We start from the raw sequence: 22,691 nt of genomic DNA on the forward strand, positions 1-22,691 counted from the left end.
GTGACCGAGTCCCGTTCGCTCCCCGTCCCCGACGGACTCGCCGGTGAGCGCGTCGACGCCGCCATCGCCAAGCTGCTCGGCTTCAGTCGGTCGTTCGCGGCCGACGTCGTCGCCGCCGGCGGCGTGACCGTCGACGGCGTCACCGTGGACAAGTCCGACCGGTTGCACGCCGACTCGTGGCTGCAGGTCGAGTGGACGCCGAAGGAAGCCCCGCGGATCGTCCCGGTCGAGGTGCCCGGCATGACGATCGTGCACGACGACGAGGACATCGTCGTCGTGGACAAGCCCATCGGCGTCGCCGCGCACCCGTCTCCCGGGTGGGACGGCCCGACCGTCCCCGGGGGCCTCGCCGCCGCGGGCTTCACGATCGCGACCTCCGGGGCCGCCGAGCGGGCGGGCATCGTGCACCGGCTCGACGTCGGCACGTCGGGGCTGATGGTCGTCGCCAAGACCGAGCTTGCCTACACGCACCTGAAGCGGGCGTTCAAGGAGCGCACGGTCGACAAGGTCTACCACGCGCTCGCGCAGGGCCACCCGGACCCGACCTCCGGCACGATCGACGCCCCGATCGGCCGGCACCCGTCGAGCGACTGGAAGTTCGCGGTGACGGCGGACGGCAAGCCGAGCGTCACGCACTACGAGACCCTCGAGGCCTTCCGGTCGGCGACCCTGCTCGAGGTGCACCTCGAGAGCGGGCGGACGCACCAGATCCGCGTGCACATGGCGGCGACGCGGCACCCGCTCGTGGGCGACACGATGTACGGAGCCGACCCGGTGCTCGCCGAGGAGCTCGGGCTGACCCGGCAGTGGCTCGACGCCGTGCGGCTCGGGTTCGAGCACCCGCGCACCGGGTCGTGGGTGGAGTTCGAGGCCTCGTACCCGGACGACCTGCAGCAGGCGCTCGACCGCATCCGCGCGGCGTAGGGGCGCCGGGGGCGCTCGGCGTCGTGCCGAGGTTCCGGGATCGCGGCATCTCGCGCCGCGTACGGCCGATCCGTGGAACCTCCGCGACACGGGGGCGGCGAGGCGTGCGACCCCCTCACAGGAGCGTGTCGCGTCGTGCGCGCTCGGCGTCGCGAACCGCGCGTGGCGCGACCCCACGACGGACGGGAGGCGCGACCCCATGACGGACGGGAGGCGCGGTGCCGGGGTGCACCGCGCCTCCCGGCCGTCAGCGGGTCGCGCCCACGGCCGTCGGCACGCTGGACGGCGGGGCCGACTCCACGGGCCGACGTCCCGGGAGGAGGAGCGCCGTCGCGGTCGCCAGCGCGGTGATCGCGATCGCCCACCAGAACGCCTCGTGGAAAGCCGCGACCGGGTGTCCGCCCGCTGCCGCTCCGGAGAGGACCACCGCCAGGACAGCGGTGCCGAACGCGCCTCCGAGTTGCTGCGCGAGACGGGTGATCGTGCTCGCGTGCGGCATCTCCGGCTTCGCGAGTCCGGTGAAGCCCACGGCCATGATCGGGATCATGACCGCCCCGAGCCCGAAGCCCCGCACGACGAGCACCGCGCTCGTCGTCCACACGGGCGTGTTCCCGTCGGCCAGGGCGAACGGGATCGTCGCCAGGAGCACCACCGCGAACCCGACGACCGCGACCCAGCGAGCACCGAGCCGGTCGGTCAGCCGTCCGGCGAGCGAGCGGCTGAGCAGTGAACCGACGCCCTGCGGGATGAGGAGCAGCCCGGCCCCGAGCGCGTCGGCGCCGCGGAGCTCCTGGAACGACAGGGGGAGCAGCAGCATCCCGCCGTAGAGCGATGCACCCATCAGGAACATCCCGAGCGACGCGGCCGCCAGCGGACGGTGCCGCAGCAGGGTGAGGTCGACGAGGGACCGGCTCCCGCGGCGGGTGGCGCGGAGCACGAAGAGGACGAGCAAGGCCACCCCAGCCGCCAGCGGGACCCACACGTCGGTGCGGCCGAAGCCTCCGGCGCGGCTCGCGTTGCTCAGACCGAAGAGGACGCCCACGACGGCGGGGGAGAGCAGCACGAGTCCGAGCGCGTCGAGCCGTCCGGCGCCCGTCGGGCCGTCGGTGGGGATGAACACCCGTGCGAGGACGAGTCCGACGACGGCGAACGGCACGTTCACCCAGAACAGCCACTGCCACGAACCCGCGCCGAGGACCAACCCGCCGATGACCGGTCCGAGGATCGGCCCGAGTGCCGTCGGCAGCGACACGACGGCCATGAGACGACCGACGTCCCGGCCACCGGCAGCCTGCATGAGCAGCGTGGTGAGGAGCGGCATCATCGCGCCGGCGCCCACGCCCTGCACGACCCGGAACACGACGAGGCTCGTGACGTCCCAGGCGAGCGAGCAGAGGATGCTGCCGACGAGGAACACCATGAGCGCGGCCATCCAGAGCCGACGGCCGCCGAGGCGGTGCTGGAGCCAGCCGACGACCGGCACGGTGACGCCCATGGCGAGGAGGTACCCCGTGCTCACCCACTGGACGGCGTCGACGCCGGCGTGGAGGTCGTGCGCGAGGGTGTGCAGGGCGACGCTGACGATCGTCGAGTCGAACAACGGTGCCATCGCGCCCACGACGAGTGCGACGGCGAGTCTGGAGAGGGATCGGTCCACGATGCTCCTTGGATACGGTTTCGTTTCTTAACGAGGCTGACCGTAGACCCGCGCGCTAAGATACGCAAGTGGATCTTGCGAAGACGCGTCGCCGCGGGGAAGAACTCGAGACCGCGCTGCTCGACGCCGCGTGGACGGAGCTGCAGACGGTCGGGTACCCGGCGCTGACGTTCGACGGCGTAGCGGCCCGGGCGGAGACGTCGAAGCCCGTCCTCTACCGGCGGTGGCCGACGAAGGTCGACCTCGTGCTCGCCGCCCTCCAGCACGGCGGACTGTTCCGCCGCCGTGAGCTCGTCGACACAGGGTCGCTCCGCGGTGACGTGCTCCGCGCCCTGCGGGACTTCAACGCCTCGCGGTCCGGGTTCATGGCGGCGATCAGCGTCTACATGGCGAGCATCAACCAGGAGACGGGGATGTCACCGGGGGACCTCCGCGACCGGCTGCTCGGCGGGCGCTCGACGATCGGGCGGGTGATGCTCGAGCGGGCGGCGGAGCGCGGGGAGATCCCACGGCGGGACTGGCCGGACGGGATCGCGTCGCTGCCGTCGGACCTCGTGCGGCACGACCTGATGATGTCGTTGCGGACGCTGCCGGACCGACGGATCGTCGAGATCGTGGACGACATCTGGCTGCCGCTGGTGCGGTGAAGCCGGGCGCGTCCGGGGGTACGGCCGACGCGCCCGACCGCGTTCGCCCAGGTCGCAGGATGTGTCGCTCTCGACTGTCCGAGGCGACACTCCGCGCGACCTCGGCGGCACGCACGCGGCACGTCGTGCGACCTCGGCGATGTGCACTCGCGCGTGTCGCCGTGCACGCACGCACCGCCACGCCGACGCGCCGTGGATGTGGGTGGTCGCGGTTAGGCTGTTCCCACACCGCAGCAGCTCCCGCGAACCGGAGGTTCCGTGTCGGATTCCGACTCCTTCGTCCACCTGCACGTGCACAGCGAGTACTCGATGCTCGACGGTGCCGCGCGTCTCGGCGACCTCGTGGCCGAGACGGCCGCGCAGGGCATGCCCGCCGTCGCCGTCACCGACCACGGCAACATGTTCGGCGCGTTCGAGTTCTGGAAAGCCGCCAAGGCCGGCGGCGTGAAGCCGATCATCGGGACCGAGGCGTACATCACGCCCCGCACGCACCGCTCCGACAAGACCCGTGTGCGCTGGGGCGACGGTGGTGGGGACGACGTGTCCGGTGCGGGTTCGTACACGCACATGACGATGTTCGCCGAGAACACGACGGGCATGCACAACCTGTTCCGTCTGTCGTCGAAGGCCTCGATCGAGGGGTACTACTTCAAGCCCCGCATGGACATCGAGCTCCTGCAGGAGTACCACGAGGGCATCATCGCGACGACGGGCTGCCCCTCGGGGGAGATCCAGACGCGCCTGCGCCTCGGACAGTACGACGAGGCCGTCAAGGCAGCGGCGGACTACCGCGACATCTTCGGCAAGGAGAACTACTTCGCCGAGATCATGGACCACGGGCTCGAGATCGAGCGGCGGATCATGAGTGACCTGATCCGCCTCGCGAAGGACCTCGGGATCCCGCTGGTCGGCACGAACGACCTCCACTACACGCACGCCCACGACGCGAAGTCGCACGCGGCGCTCCTCTGCGTGCAGTCCGGCGCGACGCTGAACGACCCCAACCGGTTCAAGTTCGACGCCGACGAGTTCTACCTGAAGACCCCGCAGCAGATGCGGCACCTCTTCCGCGACACCCCCGAGGCCTGCGACAACACGCTGCTCATCGCCGAGCGGTGCAACGTCGAGTTCGACACCGCCGCGAACTACATGCCGAAGTTCCCGGTGCCCGAGGGCGAGACCGAGCACTCCTGGTTCGAGAAGGAGGTCCGCGCGGGCCTCGAGTACCGCTACCCGAACGGCATCACGCCCGAGGTGCAGGAGCGCGCCGACTACGAGGTCGGCATCATCAACCAGATGGGCTTCCCGGGGTACTTCCTCGTGGTCGCCGACTTCATCAACTGGTCGAAGAACAACGGCATCCGCGTCGGCCCGGGCCGTGGATCCGGCGCCGGCTCGATGGTGGCGTACGCGATGCGCATCACCGACCTCGACCCGATCCGGCACGGCCTGATCTTCGAGCGCTTCCTCAACCCCGACCGCGTCTCGATGCCCGACTTCGACGTCGACTTCGACGACCGGCGCCGCGGTGAGGCGATCAAGTACGTCACCGAGAAGTACGGCTCCGAGCGCGTCGCGCAGATCGTCACCTACGGCACGATCAAGGCGAAGCAGGCGCTCAAGGACTCCTCGCGCGTCCTCGGCTTCCCGTTCGGCATGGGCGAGAAGCTCACGAAGGCGATGCCGCCGCCCGTGATGGGCAAGGACATCCCGCTCACCGGGATCTTCGACAAGGACCACCCGCGCTACAAGGAAGCCGTCGACGTCCGCACCGTCGTCGAGACCGACCCCGAGGCGAAGACCGTCTTCGACACCGCGCTCGGGCTCGAGGGGCTGAAGCGCCAGTGGGGCGTGCACGCGGCCGGCGTCATCATGTCGAGCGACCCGCTGATCGACATCATCCCGATCATGAAGCGGGAGCAGGACGGCCAGATCGTCACGCAGTTCGACTACCCGGCAGCGGAGTCGCTCGGCCTGATCAAGATGGACTTCCTGGGGCTCCGCAATCTCACGATCATCAGCGACGCGCTCGACAACATCCGGACGAACCGGGGGATCGAGCTCGACCTCGAGACCATGGGCCTCGAGGACGACGACGCCTACAAGCTCCTGCAGCGCGGCGACACCCTCGGCGTGTTCCAGCTCGACGGCGGCCCGATGCGCGGCCTGCTCCGACTGATGAAGCCGGACAACTTCGAGGACATCTCCGCGCTCATCGCCCTGTACCGTCCGGGGCCGATGGGTGCGAACTCGCACACGAACTACGCGCTCCGCAAGAACGGCGAGCAGGCGATCACGCCGATCCACCCCGAGCTCGCCGAGCCCCTGGCCGACATCCTGGACCAGACCTACGGTCTGATCATCTACCAGGAGCAGGTCATGGCGATCGCGCAGAAGGTCGCCGGCTTCTCGCTCGGACAGGCGGACATCCTCCGTCGCGCGATGGGCAAGAAGAAGAAGTCGGAGCTGGACAAGCAGTTCGCCGGCTTCGAGCAGGGCATGAAGGACAACGGGTACTCCGACGCGGCGATCAAGACGCTGTGGGACATCCTGCTGCCCTTCTCCGACTACGCCTTCAACAAAGCGCACTCGGCGGCCTACGGCGTGGTCTCGTTCTGGACGGCGTACCTCAAGGCGCACTACCCGGCCGAGTACATGGCGGCACTCCTCACGAGCGTCGGGGACGCCCGCGACAAGCTCGCGCTGTACCTCAACGAGTGCCGGCGCATGGGCATCAAGGTCATGCCGCCGGACGTCAACGAGTCGATCGGCTTCTTCGCGGCCGTCGGCGACGACATCCGCTTCGGCATGGGCGCCATCCGCAACGTCGGCTTCAACGTGGTCGACGACATCGTGAAAGCCCGCACCGAGAAGGGCGCGTTCGAGTCGTTCCACGACTTCCTCCGCAAGATCCCGATCTCCTCGGCGAACAAGCGCACGGTCGAGTCCCTCATCAAGGCCGGTGCGTTCGACGAGTTCGGCAATACTCGGCGCTCCCTGGTCGAGATCCACGAGGGATCCGTCGAGTCCGCGGTGAAGGTCAAGCGCGACGAGGCGAACGGCAACGTCGGGTTCGACTTCGACTCGCTGTTCGCCGAGGTCGCCGAGGAGCAGCCGTCCGCCGCGCCGGTGTCGCAGGTACCCGACCGACCGGAGTGGTCGAAGCGCGACAAGCTCGCGTTCGAGCGGGACATGCTCGGCCTCTACGTGTCCGACCACCCGCTGGCCGGCCTCGAGATCGAGCTCGCGAAGCACCAGTCGATCACCATCGCCGACCTCATCGCGGCCGACGACTCGGTCGAGGGCGAGACCGTCACGGTCGCGGGCCTCCTGACGAGCGTGCAGCACCGCGTGGCGAAGTCGTCGGGCAACCCGTACGGCATCGTGCAGATCGAGGACTTCGGCGGCGAGATCGGCGTCATGTTCCTCGGCAAGACCTACCAGGAGTTCGGCCCGTCCCTCGTGGCGGACTCCATCGTCGTGCTCCGTGGGCGGGTGAACGTCCGCGACGACGGCAAGGCCCTGCACGCGGTGAGCATGTTCCAGCCGAACGTGGGCGACGTCATGGGTTCCGGCCCGCTGACCCTCAGCCTGCCCGAGCGTCAGGCGACGACCGAGATCGTCACCGAGCTCGCGGCGGTGCTCGGACGGCACAGCGGTGCGACCGAGGTGCGGCTGAAGCTGCTCAAGGACGACGTCGCTCGGACGTTCGAGCTGCCGTTCCCGGTCAACCTGACGCCGGACCTCTTCGGCGAACTGAAGAGCCTGCTCGGGCCGCGCTGCCTGGTGTGACGTGACGCCCGACCGCCCCGACGACGCCGTCCTGCGCGCCTTCGGGGCGGCCGGCGTCGCCCCCGTCCGGCTCCCGGGCGGCCGCGGGCTGACCTGGCGTGCTCGAGCGATCGTGCTCCGACCGGACGACGGCGCAGCCGTGACCGACTGGCGCGCGGACGTCCTCGCGACGCTGCCGCACACCCCGGAGTTCCGCACACCCCGCCCGGTCGCGACGGCAGACGGTGCGTGGCGGTCCGGCGGCTGGGAGGCCTGGGAGCACCTCGACGCCCGAGCCGACCCCACGCGCATCGAGGACGTCCTCGTCGCCGGTCGCGCCTTCCACCACGCGATCACGGACCTCGAGCGGCCCTCGTTCCTCGACGACACCACCCCGGAGCGCTCCGGCAACCCGTGGTCCCGTGCCGACCGGATGGCCTGGGGCGAGCAGCCGCTCCCGGCAGACCCGACCCTCGACCGGCTCGCGCGGGCATTCCGTCCCGTCGACCTGCCGCCGCAGCTCGTGCACGGCGACCTGCTCGGCAACGTCCTGTTCGCGCCCGGTGCGCCGCCCGCCGTCATCGACTGGCCGCCGTACTGGCGGCCCGCCGCATTCGGCGAAGCCGTCGCCGTCGTCGACGCCGTGTGCTGGCACGGCGTGCCGACGGCACGCATGCACGCCCTCGGCCGCGGCACGGCCGACTGGCCGCAACTGCTGGTCCGCGCCCTCGCGTTCCGCATCGCCACGCTGCATCTGCTCGGCGCGTGGAACGCGGCCGCCGCGGCGCACCACCGACCGGTGGTCGACGCGGTCACGTGACCAACGACCGGACGGGAGGCGCGGTGCGGGCCCGCCACGGGCCTCCCGTCCGGCGACCGGTCGCCCGTCAGACCACGGGCGCCCGTCAGGTGACGGATCGGGCTTTGCTGGTCGGTGTCAGGCCCCGCGGCCGATGATCCCGCGCAACCGCTGCGCGATCCGCGGGTTGCGCGCACCGAAGGTGAGCGCCGTGAGGCGGCGGATCGACACCGTCGCGCGGTGCACGAGGAGTCCCGTCGCCTCGGCGATGTCGGACACCGCGTGCCAGCGCGCGCGCAATGCGGCGGCGTCGATCTCCGTCGCCGCGGTGGTGCGCACGAGGTCGACGAGATCCTCGCCGGTCGTCCACGTCGTGCTGCGGTTCTCGAAACGGCCCAGGATGCGGTCGATCGCGGACGCACGGTGGTTCGAGACGGCGTGCGACCAGCGGACGTCCTGCGACACGGGGTCGACCAGGATCCACCGGGGTGCGTTCGCGTTCAGGGCCGAGAGCTGTCCGAACGTCGTCAGCGCTCCGAGCGCGACGGCGACGTCGAAGATCTGCCTCGGACGTCCGCCGACCGCGATCGCCGCGCGGGGGAACGCCTGGCGGGCGGTCCGGAGCTGGGCCTTGGACACGATGAGCGTCACGACGACGTCGTCGGGCGCTGCAGCGAGGATCTGCTCCGTGCGGTCGATGACGTTGCTGGTGAGTGCCTCGGGCAGGTGCACTGCGACGCGGACCACGTCGTCGTCCGGCAGGAAGGCGTCGGCGAAGACGTCGACCGCGTCCCGGTAGCGCGCGAGGAACAGCGCGACGGCGCCGGCGTAGAACGGGTACCGCTCGAGCAGGATGCGCTCGTGCTCGAGGCGCAGCGACGGGCCCCGGTCGCCGCTGAAGCTCGTCGACCCGGTGTGCAGGACGAGGGCGCGGTTCGCGAGGACGGACTGGAAGCCGTGCTCGTTGATGCGGAGGCAGAAGTCGTTCTCCTCGCCGTAGCCCGGCGAGAACACGTCGTCGAACAGGCCGAAGCGGTCGACCATCTCGCGGCGGATGAGGAAGCAGAACCCCATCGCGACGGGGGAGACCGTGTACTGCGGCAGCAGGTACTTCGTCCGGCCGTGCAGCTCGCGAGTGCGTCGGGGAGCGAGGTTCGCCCGCGGGTTCCGCCGCGCGTAGGGGTACGAGGCGATCGTCGCGTTGTCGCTCCGCGCACACACCACGCCGATCGAGTCGTCCTCCTGGAGGACGGCCGTCATCTCGTCGAGGAAGCCGGGCAGCGGCACGGTGTCGCTGTTGAGCAGCAGGACGTCGTTGCCGGTCTGGTCGAGTTCGAGCACGGCGCGGTTGCAGTTGCCGACGAAGCCGAGGTTCCGCGCGTTGCGCGTGTACTCGAAGCCGGGGTGGTCGCCCACGAGCTCCAGGACGCGGGCCTCGATCTTGTCGACCCGCGGGCCGACATCGTTCGCGAGGAGCACCCGGTCGACACTGAAGTCGACGGTCTCGAGCAGCGCCTCGATGCAGCGCTCGAGGCCCGGCAGGTCGTCGTAGACCGGGACGACGATGGTGACCGGCCGCCGCGCCGCGCTCACCGGCGGACCAGCTTCCGGACCACGGCACCCGGCTGCGCCAGCATCCGGCCGACCGCGCCGCTGCGGGTCCGCACGCGGTTCGCGAGGAGGCCGACCGCGGCACGGGCGCTCGTCGCACCGAGCGACGCGTACGCGCCGGGCAACTCGAACCAGTACCGCGCCGCCTGGGGGAGTCGGTAGCCCTCCGTGCCGACCAGGGCGGACAGGCGGGCGATCGCGGCCGCGTTGTCGTGACCGGCACCGAGGACCGACGTGAGCCGGTCCCGGGCAGCCGCACCGTGCCTCCCGGCCGAGTCGGGGTCGGCGGCGTAGGCCGCCAGGGCGTCCGCGAGGGCCGTCGTGTCGTCCGCGTCGACGAGCGCGCCGGTGGTGCCGGGCTCGATGAGCTCGGCGCTGCCGCCGGTGCGGGTGGCGACCACGGGCTTGCCGAGCGTCATGTACTCGGCCGTGGTGCGACCGAACGCCTCGATGGTCGACGGTGTGACGCAGACGTCGGCGGCCTCGATGAACGGCGCGGGCGCGGCCTGCTCGCCGGCGAACACCACGCGGTCCGCGACGCCGAGCGCGCGGGCGCGGTCGCTGAGGCGCTGGTCCTCGCCCGGGTGCTTCCACCCGCCGACGAAGCAGACGCTCGCCGCGATGCCGCGTTCGTGCAGCCGGCCGAGGGCGTCGATGACGCGGTGCTGGCCCTTCGACTCCTCGACCCGGCCGACGACCGTGATCCGGAGGCCGGGCTCGGCCTGCGGGAACGGCGTCACCGCGGGGGAGTCGGACCGGGTGGTGAGCAGCCGCTCGGTGTCGACGGTCGGGTAGGCGACCGAGAGCTTGTCGGCCGGGATGTACTGCGCGAGGTGCGTGCGCATCGCCTCGGAGTTCGTGACGACGGCACCCGCCATGAGGCCGATGTCGCCGAGGACGCCCGCGCGTCCGGTCTGGAAGTGGAGGCCGTGGTCGAGGTCGCCGTACTCGCGGACGAACCACGCCTGCGGGATCCCGAGCACGGCGGCGGCGAAGGACGCCCACGGGGCGACGAGGGTGTTCGTGACGACGAGGTCGGGGCGCTCGCGCTCGTACAGGCGGATGATCGCGTTCACGGCGGCGTAGTCGACGGTCGCGAAGGCGGCGCGTTCCGCGGCGGGGGCCGGCTGGGGGCTCGGGAGGGCCCAGCCGCGGTACCGGAACGCGGCGTACTCCCAGCCACGCTCGTCCAGCGCGGCGGTGAACTTCCCGCGTGGCGCCTTCGTGACGAAGGTGGGACGCATCGACGGGTCAGCGGCCTGCCAGTCCTCGACGAACCTGAGCAGGCTCCGCTCCGCGCCCCCGAGGCTCACAGGCGCCGTCGAATGATTGACGAAGCTGATGAGCACCGTGACAGCCTACGCGTTCACCGAGGCTTCTTCATGCAGCCACATGAACGGACTTGCAGGCGTGGCACCCAGGGTCCGGTGCGGGCTGTGCGAGAATACCTCGTCACCCTACCGATCAGGAGCGCGGTCGAACGCGCCCCGGAGGAGCCTTCGCCCCAAGCATGTCCTACCTGAACGAGCTCGTGTCGTCACGGGAACTCTTGGCGAACCTCACAGCACGAGAGGTGAAGGGCAAGTACCGCCGCACCGTCTTCGGTCAGCTGTGGTCGCTCATCAACCCGTTGGCGACGATGCTGATCTACACCATCGTCTACTCGTTCATCTTCCGGGCGAGGCTCGAGGTCGGCGACCCCAGCGGGCTGAACATCTATCCCCTCTGGCTCATGTGCGGCCTGCTGCCGTGGATCTTCGCCAGGAACGTCATCAACTCCGGCATGACCTCGATCGTGTCGAACGGGTCGTTGATCAAGAAGGTGTACTTCCCGCGAATGACGCTGCCGCTCGCAGCCGTCGGGTCCTTCGGGTTCACCTGGGTCGTCGAGATGGGCGTCCTGCTCATCGCCCTCGCGATCGCCGGCTCCAAGTTCTGGCTGTTCATCCCGCTCATCGCGCTCACGATGGTGTTCCTCGCGATGTTCGCCGCCGGCCTCGGGCTCATCCTGTCGATCGTCAACGTGCACTTCCGCGACATGCAGCACCTCGTCGGCATCGCCCTGCAGATGTGGATGTACCTGTCGCCGATCATCTACCCGCTGTCGCTCGTCGAGGACGCTGCGAACAAGGCCGGGCAACCGTGGATCATCCACGTCTACAAGCTCAACCCCATCGAGCGGTTCTCCGAGGTCTTCCGCAACCTCATGTACGACAACCGCCTCCCGAACTGGACCGACCTGGTCGCGTGCGCCATCGCAGGCTTCGCATCGCTCGCACTCGGCTACTTCGTGTTCTCCCGCAACGAGAAGAAGCTGGCTGAACTCCTGTGACCGATGCTGCAGTGTCCGTCGAACACGTCTCCAAGCGGTTCCGCATGTACCACGAGCGGAACGACTCGCTGAAGAGCATGGTGATGCGCGGGAAGAAGTCCGTGCACGAGGACTTCTGGGCCCTCAAGGACGTCTCGTTCGAGGTGCCGCACGGCACCACCTTCGGCCTCATCGGCAAGAACGGGTCGGGCAAGTCCACGCTCCTCAAGTGCCTTGCCAAGATCCTCTGGCCCGAGGAAGGCGCCATCACCGCCCGTGGCAAGCAGGCGTCGCTGCTCGAGGTCGGGTCCGGCTTCCACCCGGAGCTGTCCGGTCGCGAGAACGTCTTCCTCAACGGGTCGATCCTCGGGATGAGCCGCAAGGAGGTCGCGCGGAAGTTCGACGAGATCGTGTCGTTCTCCGGCGTCGGCCACTTCATCGACCAGCCCGTGAAGAACTACTCGTCGGGCATGTACGTGCGGCTCGGGTTCTCCGTGGCCGTCGCGGTGACGCCGGACATCCTGGTCGTGGACGAGGTGCTGGCCGTGGGGGACGCGACGTTCCAGAAGCGGTGTCGGACCAAGTTCAAGGAGATGAAGGAGGAGGGCCGCACGGTCATCCTCGTCTCCCACTCGATGAACACGGTCAAGGACATGTGCGACGAGGTGGCTTGGCTCAACGAGGGCGAGCTGAAGATGATCGGGAAGACCGACGACGTCGTCAAGGCGTACAACGAGACCGTCTGAGCTCACGATCGCATTGCCTCGACGGTACGAACTCCCGCCGCTGGGCGGTCGCCTACCCCAATGCGCATGGCGCGGTCAAGAAGCTACGGGAACCCAACGGGCGCTGAATCACTCGATCACCCTGGTTGGGTCCGGAGCGAAAACCTTCCTAGCTGCTCTCAGATCGGTGGCTGCCGCGTCGTCGGTCGGAGCTTACAAGAGCTGCTAAGCCTCTGTCGATCGCCATACGCAGGCGGGGCCCTGCTGCTTTTTCGACTCGGTACGCGACAACGGAGACCGCGACGCTCGCTGCGAGGGCAGTGACGAGGACGAGCGGCCACGAGGCTCGGCTTTGGAGCACGCTGATCAGCCACCACCCGAGTTGCTCGTGCAAGAGGTACAGCGGATAGGTGAGAAGCCCTGCGATCGTGAGCCACCGCCATGCGACGCGACGAAGTGCTGTCAGCGTGACGGCAATCACGAGCGCAAAGCAAAGGACAGTGACACCGACCGTGACGGAGTCGTTGATGCCAGCTCCAGTGAGTCGTCGAACTGACGAAGCCGCATCGTTTCCGGCGGTGGGAATCGCCCACAAGACGTTCGCCGCAAGAACGATCCAAGATATGAGGCTTCGGCGATCGAGCGACAGGAGATAGATCATCATCCCGCCTGCAAACAAGGGTGCGTAAGTTGGTTGCAGTAAGCTCGCAAGGAAGTGTGCGTCGCTGGCACGGGCGATCACCGCGACTACGGGCCAGAGCGCGCAGACTGCCAAGAGGCGGGCACGGGTGATACCGATGAGTAAGAACACGCCAATGAGCGCATAGAAGTGCATCTCGACCCAGAGCGTCCAGAAGACGCCGTCGACGTGCCTGACACCAAACGCGGACTGCCCCATCGTCAGGTTGACCAGCAATTGCTGTCCACTGATGTCATCAGGCGCTGTCAGGAGGAGGAGCACACCCGTGAAGAAGACAGCAAACCAGTATGCGGGGAAGAGCCTGGACACGCGAGACGCAATGAACGTGTTCAACGGCCGACCCCAAGCGCTCATCAGGATGACGAACCCGCTGATCACGAAGAATAGGTCGACTCCGAAGTAGCCGAACTTCGACACGTTGAACAACACGGGGGAAATCAGTCGGAACGGTTCCCCCCACGCGCTTGTGATCGCCGTGTAGTGGAAGAGGACGACAGCGACAGCCGCGGCCAGGCGGAGAGCGTCCAAGGCAGCGTACCGAGGACGCCCGCTTCGGGAGGGCGAGGCCGTCAGTATGTTGCGTAGTTCGACCACGTGCCGGTCCTATCAGGAGTGTTGAGCCTGCCGTACTTATCCCATGAGACTGGCGCAGTCATCAGTCCGTCAACGACCGCATTGCCTCGAACACCCGCTCACTGTTCCGGCCGTCGCGGAACGGGAACGTCGCGCGCGTCCTCTCGGCGTAGACATCGGCTTGCGAGAATCCGCGTTTCGCCAGCGCGACCAGTTCGGTCACTGCTTCGGAAGCGCTCTCGGTGACGGGACCGAAGCCATCACGCTGGTAGTCGAAGTAGCCGCGGCGACCGATGTGGCTTCCGCCGAAGAACCTCTCGATGTCGAAGTGGAGGTACACGAGCGGGATGTCGAGCAGAGCCGCTTCGAAGCCGAGCGACGAGTAGTCGGTGACAACTGCGCGAGCTCGTGCGAGGACATCTTGGATGTTCTCGTCACCGAAGTCCGTGATCCTGACCTCGGGATGCAGTCGGAAGTCGTCGAGGTACGGCTTCATGTTCGGGTGCGGCATGAAGACAACCTCGCAACCTTCAGCCTTGGCGGCACTGATGAAGTCCTCGGAGGAGAGTAGGTCGCTGTACTCACGCGCGTAGTCACTGGATGCGAACGTTTCCGAGCGCGATCGGAGTCCGGTTTGCGGGTCCACTGCTCCGAGGAGGTAGTGGCGCCATGTCGGCATGACGACGACGAGCTTGCGGTCCGAATCTGCAACAGCGTCTCGTTTGGCGCGCAGTAGGTCATGCCGCGGCATGCCGGTCAGGATCACCTCCCGATCCGTGAAGGTGTAGTGGCCGTCCCCTGCGATCGAGATGCGTTCCTGCGGCGTCGTCGTCACGAACAACCGGAAGGGCTTGTTGTTCAGCCATCGGGAGAGGTCGTAGTTGATGACGCCGTGTTGCAGGAAGGTGAAGAGGTAGCGTTGCCGACCGTATCGCTGGGTCGGGAGGGGCTGGACGACGGGCTGGTCCGCGTGCGACGAGGCGTAGTGCACGGCGCTCATCAACAGGAGCTTCCAGTCCGTCGAACCGTGCTCGACGAGCCGGAATCCGTCGGCTGCCAAGCGGTCCCAGTCTCGCGAACCCCGATGGAGCACGAACCACGCGTTCACCTCCGGGTGTGCGTCACGGACGTAACGGTAGAGGTGTTCGGCGTTGTCGTTCGCTGCGTGGATCTTGTCCATGAAGATCCACGCATCGGCGAACTTGGCTCGGGCCGTCTTGCTCCTCAACTTCGCCGAGAGGCGGCGTTCCGCGAGCGAAGTACGGGAGAAGCGCCCTCGGATCTGACGAAGCTCGTTCTTCGCGTCGGCGATGGTCCAGGGAATCGACCGTTGACCGTCCTGGGTGAAACGCCGGTACACGGCTCGCCTCTGGCGCACGATGGTCGGTTCCAGTTGCGCTCGGGTGAAGCTCTCCGAGACGAGGGAGACCTCTCGTGTCGAGGCGAGGAGTGCTTTCCCTTCGACCTTGACCTCGATGCGATGCCCGTTCGGAACCCACATGTGGTGACGGTGCAGGAGCGCCCGTCCGTAGAAGGCGAGGGACTCCGTGGTGCGGTGCGCGGGGGAAACCTCGACTCCGTCGACGAGGACGGTGGTCGCGGGAGCGGGCCCGGTGTACCAGAAGGTGAGGTGGCTGAGGTTCGATCGCTCGTCGACACCCATCAGTCGCACCTCGTTGGGCAGGAAAGGAGCGTTCTCGTAGCCGACCAGGAGCGCGAACCGAACTGCGAACTCAACGCCCATGACGTCGAACGACTTGATCGCGTCCTTACTGAGGAGCTGTAGGAGCTGCGCGATCAGCTCGTGGAAGCGCGGTAGTGCGTCTGTGGGGGCACCCGCACTCGGGGAATGCATCGCTCGTTCGTTCTTGAAGTACCAGAAGACGTCGTACAGGACGGTGTACTCCACCCATCGCGGGACTGGTCCGATCTCGCGTGCGTGGCGAAGGACATCGAGGTACCCGTACTCGATGACGTCCGAGTACTTCTCTCGCATGGAGTAGCTGGTCTGGATCAGCGAGGATTGATCACCGCGACGTCGGTAGTGATACTTGGCCGAGGCCAGGAGGCCGACCTTCGGATCGTCGGCTAGGAGGAGGTAGCGAGCGATGAAGTGCGCGTCCTCGAAGTTGGGCCGGACGCGGCTGTCGAACCTCAGTCCTGCGTCCCGGACGCGCTGAGTTCGAAGGAAGGCGGACGCGGCACTGAGCTGGATCATCGGCTCTGCCACGAGGTGTGCGACGCGCGTCCCCTGTGCGAACTTCCCGCGCAGCGGGTGCTGGTCGTTCAGTTCTGTCCCCTCGTTGTCGAGGTAGACGAGGTGCGCGGAGAGCAGGGCAATGTCCTTCGCACCGTGCAGGCGGATGAACTTGAGTGCCTGCGCGAAGTAGTCGTCGTGGAGGATGTCGTCCGGGTCCGGGAAGGTCACCCACGCGCCCTGAGCCATCTCGAGCCCGGTGTTCCGAGCCTCAGCCGCGCCCATGTTCTCCTGCCGAACCAGCCGGACGGCAACCTCCGGGTGCGTCGTAGCCCATCGTTCGATCACGCCGGCGCTGTCGTCCGTCGCGCCGTCGTCGACGAAGACGAACTCGACCTGTCCGGCTGGCGCGGTTTGCCGGTCCAGCGACGCAAGGAAGTCCGGCAGCCAACGCTCGACGTTGTACGTGGGGATGACTGCTGAGATCTGGGGGCCCGTTGCGGGGGAGGACTCGTCGTGCATGAAGCTTTCTCGTTGATCGCTGGCAGAGGGCTTGGGCCGTCTTACGGGGAGCGAGTAGCACCCGACACATGAGTCTAGTTCGCCTCCACGTTCGGCTAGGCTCCCGGAGCGCGATACGTGACTCGCGCGTCACGCGCGGGAGGAGTTCGAGGCATGGTGGCGTCCGGAGATGTGACTGTTCGCGGCGCGTTCAAGATGGCCGCCGTCGTTGCGGTCTACGACGTGGCACGGTTCCTCCCGGACTTCTTCGCATCGCTCGAAGCGCAGACCTACCCGCTCGAACGGATCCAGCTCGTGTTTGTGAACGACGGTTCCACCGACGACAGCCTGGCGGTGCTCGAGAAGTGGGCGCAGCATCGCCAGAGCCACGTCACGATCGTCGACCAGCCGAACCGTTGGGTTGCCGAGGCAAGGAATGCGGGTATCAGCCGGCTCCAGGCCGAGTGGGTGACCTTCGCCGACCCCGACGACGTCTTCGACGTCAACTACTTCTCGGAGGTAGCGAAGTTCATCGACCTACACGGGGACGAGTCCGTCTCCATGTTGGTCACTCATCAGATGCGTCTCAACGAGCGCCGGGAGCTTGCGAACACGCACCCGCTTCGCACGAAGTTCGCTCGAGGCTCACGTATCGTCGACTTGGCCGTCGATCCCATCATCCAGCTCGCGGTCAACTCCGCTTTCTTCCGCGTCGCGCAGATCTCTTCCATGGACATCGCCTTCGACGATCGTGTCCGGCCGGTGTTCGAGGACGCTCATTTCATCGGGCAGTACCTGCTCTCGCTCGACGCGCCTCAGATCGGCGTCGTCGCCTCGGCCAAGTACCACTACCGCGTGCGCGGTGACGGGACGTCGCTGATGGAGTCGCACTTCGACAAACCAGCGAAGTACACAAGTGTGCTCGAACGCGGAATGCTCGACTTGCTCGAGCGGGCAGAGGCACTGCGAGGAGGTGTTCCTCGGTGGCTCGAGAACACGGTGCTGTACGACCTGTTCTGGTACTTCAAGAACGAGCGTGCGCTCAACTCGCCCTCCGCGCTTGCGCCGGTCGAGACCTTCGACGAGTTCCACGGGCTCGTCGGTCGTATCCGCGAGCGACTCAGTCCTGACGCGATCATCGCCTTCGACGTGATGGGGGTCGAGTTCGCCGTGCGGAAGGCGCTGCTCGACGGCTATGGAGACGAACCGCACCGACCGAGCGCCGTGCGGCTTGCACGGGTTGACGAGCGAGCACAGCACGTCAAACTGAGCTACTGGTTCAACGGCGACCTCCCCGTGGAGACCATCGTGGTCGATGGTCAGGAGGTGGAGCCGCTCAACCACACGGTGCAGGAGTACGTCTACTACGGTCGGCCCGTCATGAAGCAACGTCACGTATGGGTCAAGCGGGGCATCACGACCACCTTCGCACTCGATGGCGACTTGATGCCGATCGCAACCGAGGAGTCCCTGGGACTTGAGCGGCGACTGACGCGACACCAACTTCACCCGCTGATCATGCAGCAGCGGGACCGAAGCGCTCGTCGCTGGGACGACCTCGATGTTTCACCAGCGCGCCACCTCCGAAGGAAGGTTGGGGCGTCTCTTCGGAAGATACGGAACGGAGAGGCTCGACGCGCGGTGGACGATGCGCTCTTTGCTGCACAGAGCCGCTCCCACCGAACACGGACTGAGTTCCAGAACGCCTGGGTGTTCATGGATCGGGACACCAACGCCAATGACAACGCCGAGCACCTCTACCGATGGATCCGCAGAGCACATCCAGAGGTGAACGTTTGGTTCGTCCTGCGCCGCGAGTCCCGCGACTGGTCGCGACTCGAGCGCGAGGGCTTCAAGCTCATCGCCTACGGGACTCGTCGATGGAAGCGCCTCCTGCTGCACGCCGCCCACTTCGCGTCCTCCCACATCGACCAGTACGTGGTCGCACCGCTGCCACGGGAACGGTACGGCACGCTTCCGTTCACGTTCACCTGGCTCCAGCACGGCGTGACGAACTACGACATATCCCGATGGGTCAACCAGAAGTCGATCGACGTCTTCGTGACGGTGACCCCGCAGGAGCAGAAGGCGATAGCCGGCGTCGGGCCTTATTCCTTCAGCGACCGAGAGGCTGTTCGGACAGGGTTCCCTCGTCACGACGAGCTGCTGAGGAAGCGCGAAGCGGTCTCTCCCGACCAGCGCGACCTGTTGGTCATCATGCCGACATGGCGCAAGAAGCTCGCCGGCGTGCAGGTCGCGGGGAGCAACGAGCGCTTGAAGAACCCTGACTTCGCGCAGAGTGAGTATGCGCGTTCCTACAACGCGTTGACCGGGTCGGATCGGATCCGTGCTGCCGCTCGTGAGGCGGGGAAACGCGTCGTCTTCATGCCGCACCCGAACATGCAGCCGTACCTCTCGGACTTCACCGTGCCGCAGGGCGTGGAGGTCTGGGACTTCGACTCCAAGAACGTGCAGGACGTGCTGGCGCAGGCAGCACTGGTCATCACCGACTATTCGTCGCTCGGCTTCGAGGCAGCCTTCCTTGATGTGCCTGTCGTCTACTTCCAATTCGACTCGGCTTCATTCTTCGACGGCACGCACGTCGGGCGGCGGGGCTACTTCGACTACGAGCGAGACGGTTTTGGACCTGTGGCTCGTGACGTGGCTGACGCCGAGGGGGCTGTCGAGGGAATCGCTGCGAACGGCTGGACGTCGTCACCCGAACACCTCGCTCGCACAGCGGCCGCATTCACGACTCGAGACGAGCTGAATTGCCAGCGGGTGTTCGAGGCGATGGCAGCCGTCGACACCCGTGCGTGACCCGGCTCTGGTCCATCCAGAGGAGAGCCGTGTTCAGAGAACTCGAGGTACGTGCAGGGTTGCCGCGATCATGTTGTGGTCTGACGGGATGACTGCGGTGCCGGGATTCCACATGTTGGTGAAGTCGTCGCTGCCCTGAAACCCCTGAGTCAGGATGTAGTCAATGCGTTGACCGTCCTTGTTGGGGTCGTCGACCTGCTTCGACGGGGGCTGGTAGTTGTTGTAGGTCGCCTTGGCCGTTCCATGCCGATGCTGCGATGCGGAAGCGTCGTAGAACCCGCCTCTGATGAGCGTGGGTTGTGCGCCGTCGGTCGCGTCCTCCGGGTACCGGCTGTCGTTCAGATCGCCGCCGAGGACGACTGGCAGCCTCTTGCCTGCGGCATTCGGGACGTTGATACGGTTCAGTGCCGCCAGGAGCTGAGCCGAGTTATGCCCGAGAAGTGTCTTCCGAGGTTGACTGTAGGAGTTGGACGGTATGCCGTAGTGCGCGGCGACGACGTAGAACGTCGTGTTGCTTCCGTCCTTCGATTGCAGCTTCGCCCATGGGGTGTTCGTGTCTGGAGCAGCCGCCGCCGGATAGACCTCGTAGTCCTTGACACCGGGGAGCACCCCGTGGTCGATCACTCGGTACTTGGCGGGATTGTAGAGGATCCGGTTCCCCTGATGTGAACTGCTCACGGTCATCGGCTCGCGGTCGACCAGCTCGAGGTTTGGGAGACGCCGGTCGAGATCGAGGTACGCCTCCGCCGAACCGGTGCCCCCGGAGCGACCGCTTGCCTCGAGCACGGTGAGGACGTCCGGATCTCCCTCGTTGATCGTGCTCGCGATGGCAGGAGCTCGGGTGGCCCATCCGGGCGCACCGCCGACCTCGCAGCCGGAGCAAAGCACGTTGTAGCTCGCGAAGTCGACTCTGAGGTCCGAGGCAACGGGCTTGGCCGGCGTCGGCCATGCGCTCACCTGCGCCGACTTCCGAACGTAGGTGGAGTTGTAGTAGGTGTTGCGCGCGAACGCCCTGACGTAGATCGGGTTGCCGTAGGCAACTGCGGTGAGATCGGCGTCCGATCCGGGGAGGGTCCAAGTCCGAGTGGCGGGGTCGAAAGCCGACGACCACGGTGTCCATCTCGGCGTCCAGCGGTCGGGAGTCCGGTTCTCGTTCGGGCCGGCCGACCATCGCACCTGGTAGTCGCTCGCGTTAGTCACTTCGGGGATCGAGACCGTCACACTGTTCGCTGAAGCCTTCGCCGTGATGGTCCCGAAGGTCCCGACAGCGTTCGGCTGCAGCTTGGTCGTTGTCGGCTTCGCCCATGCACCGGCAGTCGAGCCCTTTTTCGCCGCCACGGTCACGTAGTACGTCGTGCCCGGGCGGAGTTTCGTCATCCAGGCGCCGACGACTGTGGAGTCCTTGTACGTCGGGCTCCCGAGGTCTGCCCGAGTCGACCACTTCACGACGTAGCTCGTCGCCCCGGAGACAGCATTCCACTTCACCTTGACGCTCTTGCCCGCCCAGTCCTGCGTGGCCTTCGCCACACCGGTGACCTGAGCAGGTTTCGTCGCGGCATCCGCAGGCACCGCGACGCCGACCCACAACGCAACGAACGCACCGAGAGCAGCGATCCGAGCGATCCAACGACGTGACATGCGGCCCCCTGAGTTGTTCCACCACCGACGCTAGACTTCGTGGCTGCCGGTCGGTAGCCGCCGAACGGGGGACAAGGGTGAACGAGGGGCCTCGAAACGTGACAACTCCGGTGCTCTCGGTCGTCGTTCCGGCCCATGATGCGGGTGCTTGGCTCGACGAGCTGCTCGGCAGCGTGCTGGAGCAGGGCATCGATGACATGGAGGTGCTCGTCGTCGACGACCGTTCGTCCGACGAGACCGTCGGAGTGGTGGAAGCTGTTCAAGCACATGACGCTCGGGTGCGGCTCCTCGCGGCCGACACTCCCGGCGGAGCCGGCGCCAGGAACACGGGCGCGGCCGCGGCTCGAGGCAAGTACTTGGTCTTCGCCGACGCAGACGACCTCGTCCCGCCGGGCGCCTACCTGGCAATGATCGCTTCGCTCGACCGCTCTGGCTCAGACCTGGTCATCGGTGACCACCTCAAGTTCTCACCGACAGCCACGTGGAGTCCCACGGCGCGCTGGCATGCGTTCGACGCCGCGCGCTCGGGGACGACCATCTCGGCTGCACCGGCGCTGCTGACGGGTCGCGCATGTTGGAATCGCATGTTCCGACGTGCCTTCTGGACGGAACAGGCGATGACCTTCCCTGCAGTCGGGCACGCCGACGACATCGTTCCGATGACCCAGGCGGTCCTGCGTGCACGGACCATCGACATTGTTCCGGATTGTGTCTACCTGTATCGAGATCAAGCCGGCGGACCGGCCGCGTCGATGTCGCGACGCGCTGACGAGACGGCGCTGCTGGAGTACCTGCAGGAAGAGACGGCCTGCGTGCAACTGGTTCGCGCCCTGGCCCCCGACCTCTTGGAGCAGCAGTCGATGCTCGTGCTCGATGCGGACGGTTGGGTACACATCGACAGATACTTCGAGCAGCTCGACGAAGCCGAAGCGCCGACTCCCGCGGTGATCACCGCGCTCCTCGACCTGCTCTGGCTGCTCGACATCTCGGTCATCAACGACGTCGCGGCCGAGCGGAGGTGCTTGTTCGCGCTGCTCCTGATCGGTCGCTACGACGTCGCGGTGCGTTTCGCCACAGCAACCCGGCTCGGCGGGAGCGCCGACGGGGCGCGGCTCGTTGCCTGGGCCGAGGCGATGAACGCGCTCGTAGCGTCGATGGTTCTCCCTGACCTCGACCGGCCGACCCTCATCGCGGACGGACTGCTCAAGTCGATGCTGCACGACGCGGAGAGCGTCGCCTTGGACCTCCTCACCCCGGTCATGCGGGGATCGAGCACGCTGGCGGACCGTGCACCCCTACAGACGCGCCGGCGATCAGAGCTCGAAGAGGGGATACGTGCCGCCGTTGCTGCCGATGATGCCCGGGCCGTTCGTCTGCTTTCGGAGCTCCGCCACCACGCGCCTGTCGTCGTCGACAGGGTGACCACGATGCCACGCGACCTGGAGCTGAGTGGTCCGGCGAGAGCGCCACACCTCCTTGACGGAGCCACACTCTCGCTGCGGTCGGACGGCTCGACCGTCTCCTCTGTGGTCGTCGTCGCAGGCAACCGATGGTCCGCGCAGATCAGCGGTGACGACCTCGGCGCGGGAAGGTGGTCAGTGTCGATCGGTCTCCACGTGGGAACCGTCGAGGTCCGAATTCCCCTGGTCACTGCGAGGATGCCGCTGCCCCCGGTGCCGGCCGACCATCTGCTGCAGCCGCTGAGCGACCGCAAGGACGGCTGGCGATTCCTGCTCGACCGGCGGAACCCGCCGGGCCTTCTCGGTCGGATCACGAGCCGCATCCGTCCTGGACGAGCTCCTCGGAGCTGAGCTGCT

Annotated in this window: 14 protein-coding genes; 8 read left to right on the forward strand and 6 right to left on the reverse strand. The window is 67.2% G+C overall.

From position 1 onward, the window contains the following. Nucleotides 1–924, forward strand: a complete 924-nt coding sequence (locus ACIPYW_RS15315) for an RluA family pseudouridine synthase (protein WP_400415012.1) — start codon at nucleotides 1–3, stop codon at nucleotides 922–924. A 247-nt stretch (nucleotides 925–1,171) separates the two neighbouring features. Here the strand turns inward: ACIPYW_RS15315 and ACIPYW_RS15320 are convergent, their stop codons facing one another. Further along, nucleotides 1,172–2,581 (reverse strand): MDR family MFS transporter, encoded by a 1,410-nt coding sequence (locus tag ACIPYW_RS15320; RefSeq protein WP_400415014.1) that lies wholly within the window; start codon nucleotides 2,579–2,581, stop codon nucleotides 1,172–1,174. Nucleotides 2,582–2,649: 68 nt separating this feature from the next. On the opposite strand from ACIPYW_RS15320, the gene ACIPYW_RS15325 reads away from it, so the two are divergent. From ACIPYW_RS15325 to ACIPYW_RS15335, 3 genes are all read left to right on the forward strand, one after another. Then, a complete protein-coding gene (locus tag ACIPYW_RS15325) occupies nucleotides 2,650–3,228 on the forward strand; it encodes a TetR/AcrR family transcriptional regulator (protein WP_400415016.1) in 579 nt (192 codons plus the stop codon). Between the two features lie 309 nt (nucleotides 3,229–3,537). Next, nucleotides 3,538–7,020 carry a DNA polymerase III subunit alpha gene (dnaE, locus tag ACIPYW_RS15330; RefSeq protein WP_400415254.1) on the forward strand — a complete coding sequence of 1,161 codons (3,483 nt, stop codon included), beginning with the start codon at nucleotides 3,538–3,540 and terminating at the stop codon, nucleotides 7,018–7,020. Between the two features lies 1 nt (nucleotide 7,021). After that, nucleotides 7,022–7,819: a hypothetical protein gene (locus ACIPYW_RS15335; RefSeq protein WP_400415018.1), complete on the forward strand. Its 798-nt coding sequence runs from the start codon at nucleotides 7,022–7,024 to the stop codon at nucleotides 7,817–7,819. Between the two features lie 117 nt (nucleotides 7,820–7,936). On the opposite strand, the gene ACIPYW_RS15340 is transcribed toward ACIPYW_RS15335, so the two are convergent. Both ACIPYW_RS15340 and ACIPYW_RS15345 read right to left on the reverse strand, forming a co-directional pair. Beyond that, entirely contained in the window at nucleotides 7,937–9,391 is a 1,455-nt protein-coding gene (locus tag ACIPYW_RS15340; RefSeq protein ID WP_400415019.1) for a glycosyltransferase family 2 protein, read from the reverse strand. Next, on the reverse strand, nucleotides 9,388–10,758 hold the full coding sequence (locus tag ACIPYW_RS15345; RefSeq protein ID WP_400415020.1) for a glycosyltransferase: 1,371 nt from the start codon (nucleotides 10,756–10,758) through the stop codon (nucleotides 9,388–9,390). Before ACIPYW_RS15345 ends, ACIPYW_RS15340 begins: the two co-directional genes overlap by 4 nt. 161 nt (nucleotides 10,759–10,919) lie before the next feature. Here ACIPYW_RS15345 and ACIPYW_RS15350 point away from each other — a divergent pair, with 161 nt between their 5' ends. Then, a complete protein-coding gene (locus ACIPYW_RS15350; RefSeq protein ID WP_400415022.1) occupies nucleotides 10,920–11,741 on the forward strand; it encodes an ABC transporter permease in 822 nt (273 codons plus the stop codon). Continuing rightward, nucleotides 11,738–12,466: an ABC transporter ATP-binding protein gene (locus ACIPYW_RS15355; protein ID WP_400415024.1), complete on the forward strand. Its 729-nt coding sequence runs from the start codon at nucleotides 11,738–11,740 to the stop codon at nucleotides 12,464–12,466. Before ACIPYW_RS15350 ends, ACIPYW_RS15355 begins: the two co-directional genes overlap by 4 nt. 148 nt (nucleotides 12,467–12,614) lie before the next feature. Here the strand turns inward: ACIPYW_RS15355 and ACIPYW_RS15360 are convergent, their stop codons facing one another. Together ACIPYW_RS15360 and ACIPYW_RS15365 are read right to left on the reverse strand one after the other, a co-directional pair. Then, nucleotides 12,615–13,673, reverse strand: a complete 1,059-nt coding sequence (locus ACIPYW_RS15360; protein WP_400415027.1) for an acyltransferase family protein — start codon at nucleotides 13,671–13,673, stop codon at nucleotides 12,615–12,617. Between the two features lie 127 nt (nucleotides 13,674–13,800). Continuing rightward, nucleotides 13,801–16,437: a CDP-glycerol glycerophosphotransferase family protein gene (locus ACIPYW_RS15365; protein ID WP_400415029.1), complete on the reverse strand. Its 2,637-nt coding sequence runs from the start codon at nucleotides 16,435–16,437 to the stop codon at nucleotides 13,801–13,803. Between the two features lie 153 nt (nucleotides 16,438–16,590). Between ACIPYW_RS15365 and ACIPYW_RS15370 the strand changes: the two genes are divergently transcribed. Continuing rightward, entirely contained in the window at nucleotides 16,591–19,236 is a 2,646-nt protein-coding gene (locus ACIPYW_RS15370) for a CDP-glycerol glycerophosphotransferase family protein (RefSeq protein ID WP_400415032.1), read from the forward strand. Nucleotides 19,237–19,269: 33 nt separating this feature from the next. Here ACIPYW_RS15370 and ACIPYW_RS15375 read toward each other — a convergent pair whose 3' ends face one another. Then, nucleotides 19,270–20,874 carry a fibronectin type III domain-containing protein gene (locus ACIPYW_RS15375; RefSeq protein ID WP_400415034.1) on the reverse strand — a complete coding sequence of 535 codons (1,605 nt, stop codon included), beginning with the start codon at nucleotides 20,872–20,874 and terminating at the stop codon, nucleotides 19,270–19,272. A 110-nt stretch (nucleotides 20,875–20,984) separates the two neighbouring features. Here ACIPYW_RS15375 and ACIPYW_RS15380 point away from each other — a divergent pair, with 110 nt between their 5' ends. Beyond that, complete coding sequence (locus tag ACIPYW_RS15380) at nucleotides 20,985–22,685, forward strand: glycosyltransferase family 2 protein (protein WP_400415036.1); 1,701 nt, start codon at nucleotides 20,985–20,987, stop codon at nucleotides 22,683–22,685. Nucleotides 22,686–22,691: the final 6 nt, after the last annotated feature.

This window comes from Curtobacterium sp. NPDC089689 (assembly GCF_044749145.1).
In the GTDB taxonomy this organism is placed as follows: domain Bacteria; phylum Actinomycetota; class Actinomycetes; order Actinomycetales; family Microbacteriaceae; genus Curtobacterium.

Coding starts and splice junctions, on each gene's coding strand:
- dnaE (WP_400415254.1), top strand. CDS start 3,538: ATGCTCGACGGTGCCGCGCGTCTCGGCGACCTCGTGGCCGAGACGGCC.
- ACIPYW_RS15350 (WP_400415022.1), top strand. CDS start 10,920: ATGTCCTACCTGAACGAGCTCGTGTCGTCACGGGAACTCTTGGCGAAC.
- ACIPYW_RS15365 (WP_400415029.1), bottom strand. CDS start 16,437: ATGCACGACGAGTCCTCCCCCGCAACGGGCCCCCAGATCTCAGCAGTC.
- ACIPYW_RS15370 (WP_400415032.1), top strand. CDS start 16,591: ATGGTGGCGTCCGGAGATGTGACTGTTCGCGGCGCGTTCAAGATGGCC.
- ACIPYW_RS15375 (WP_400415034.1), bottom strand. CDS start 20,874: ATGTCACGTCGTTGGATCGCTCGGATCGCTGCTCTCGGTGCGTTCGTT.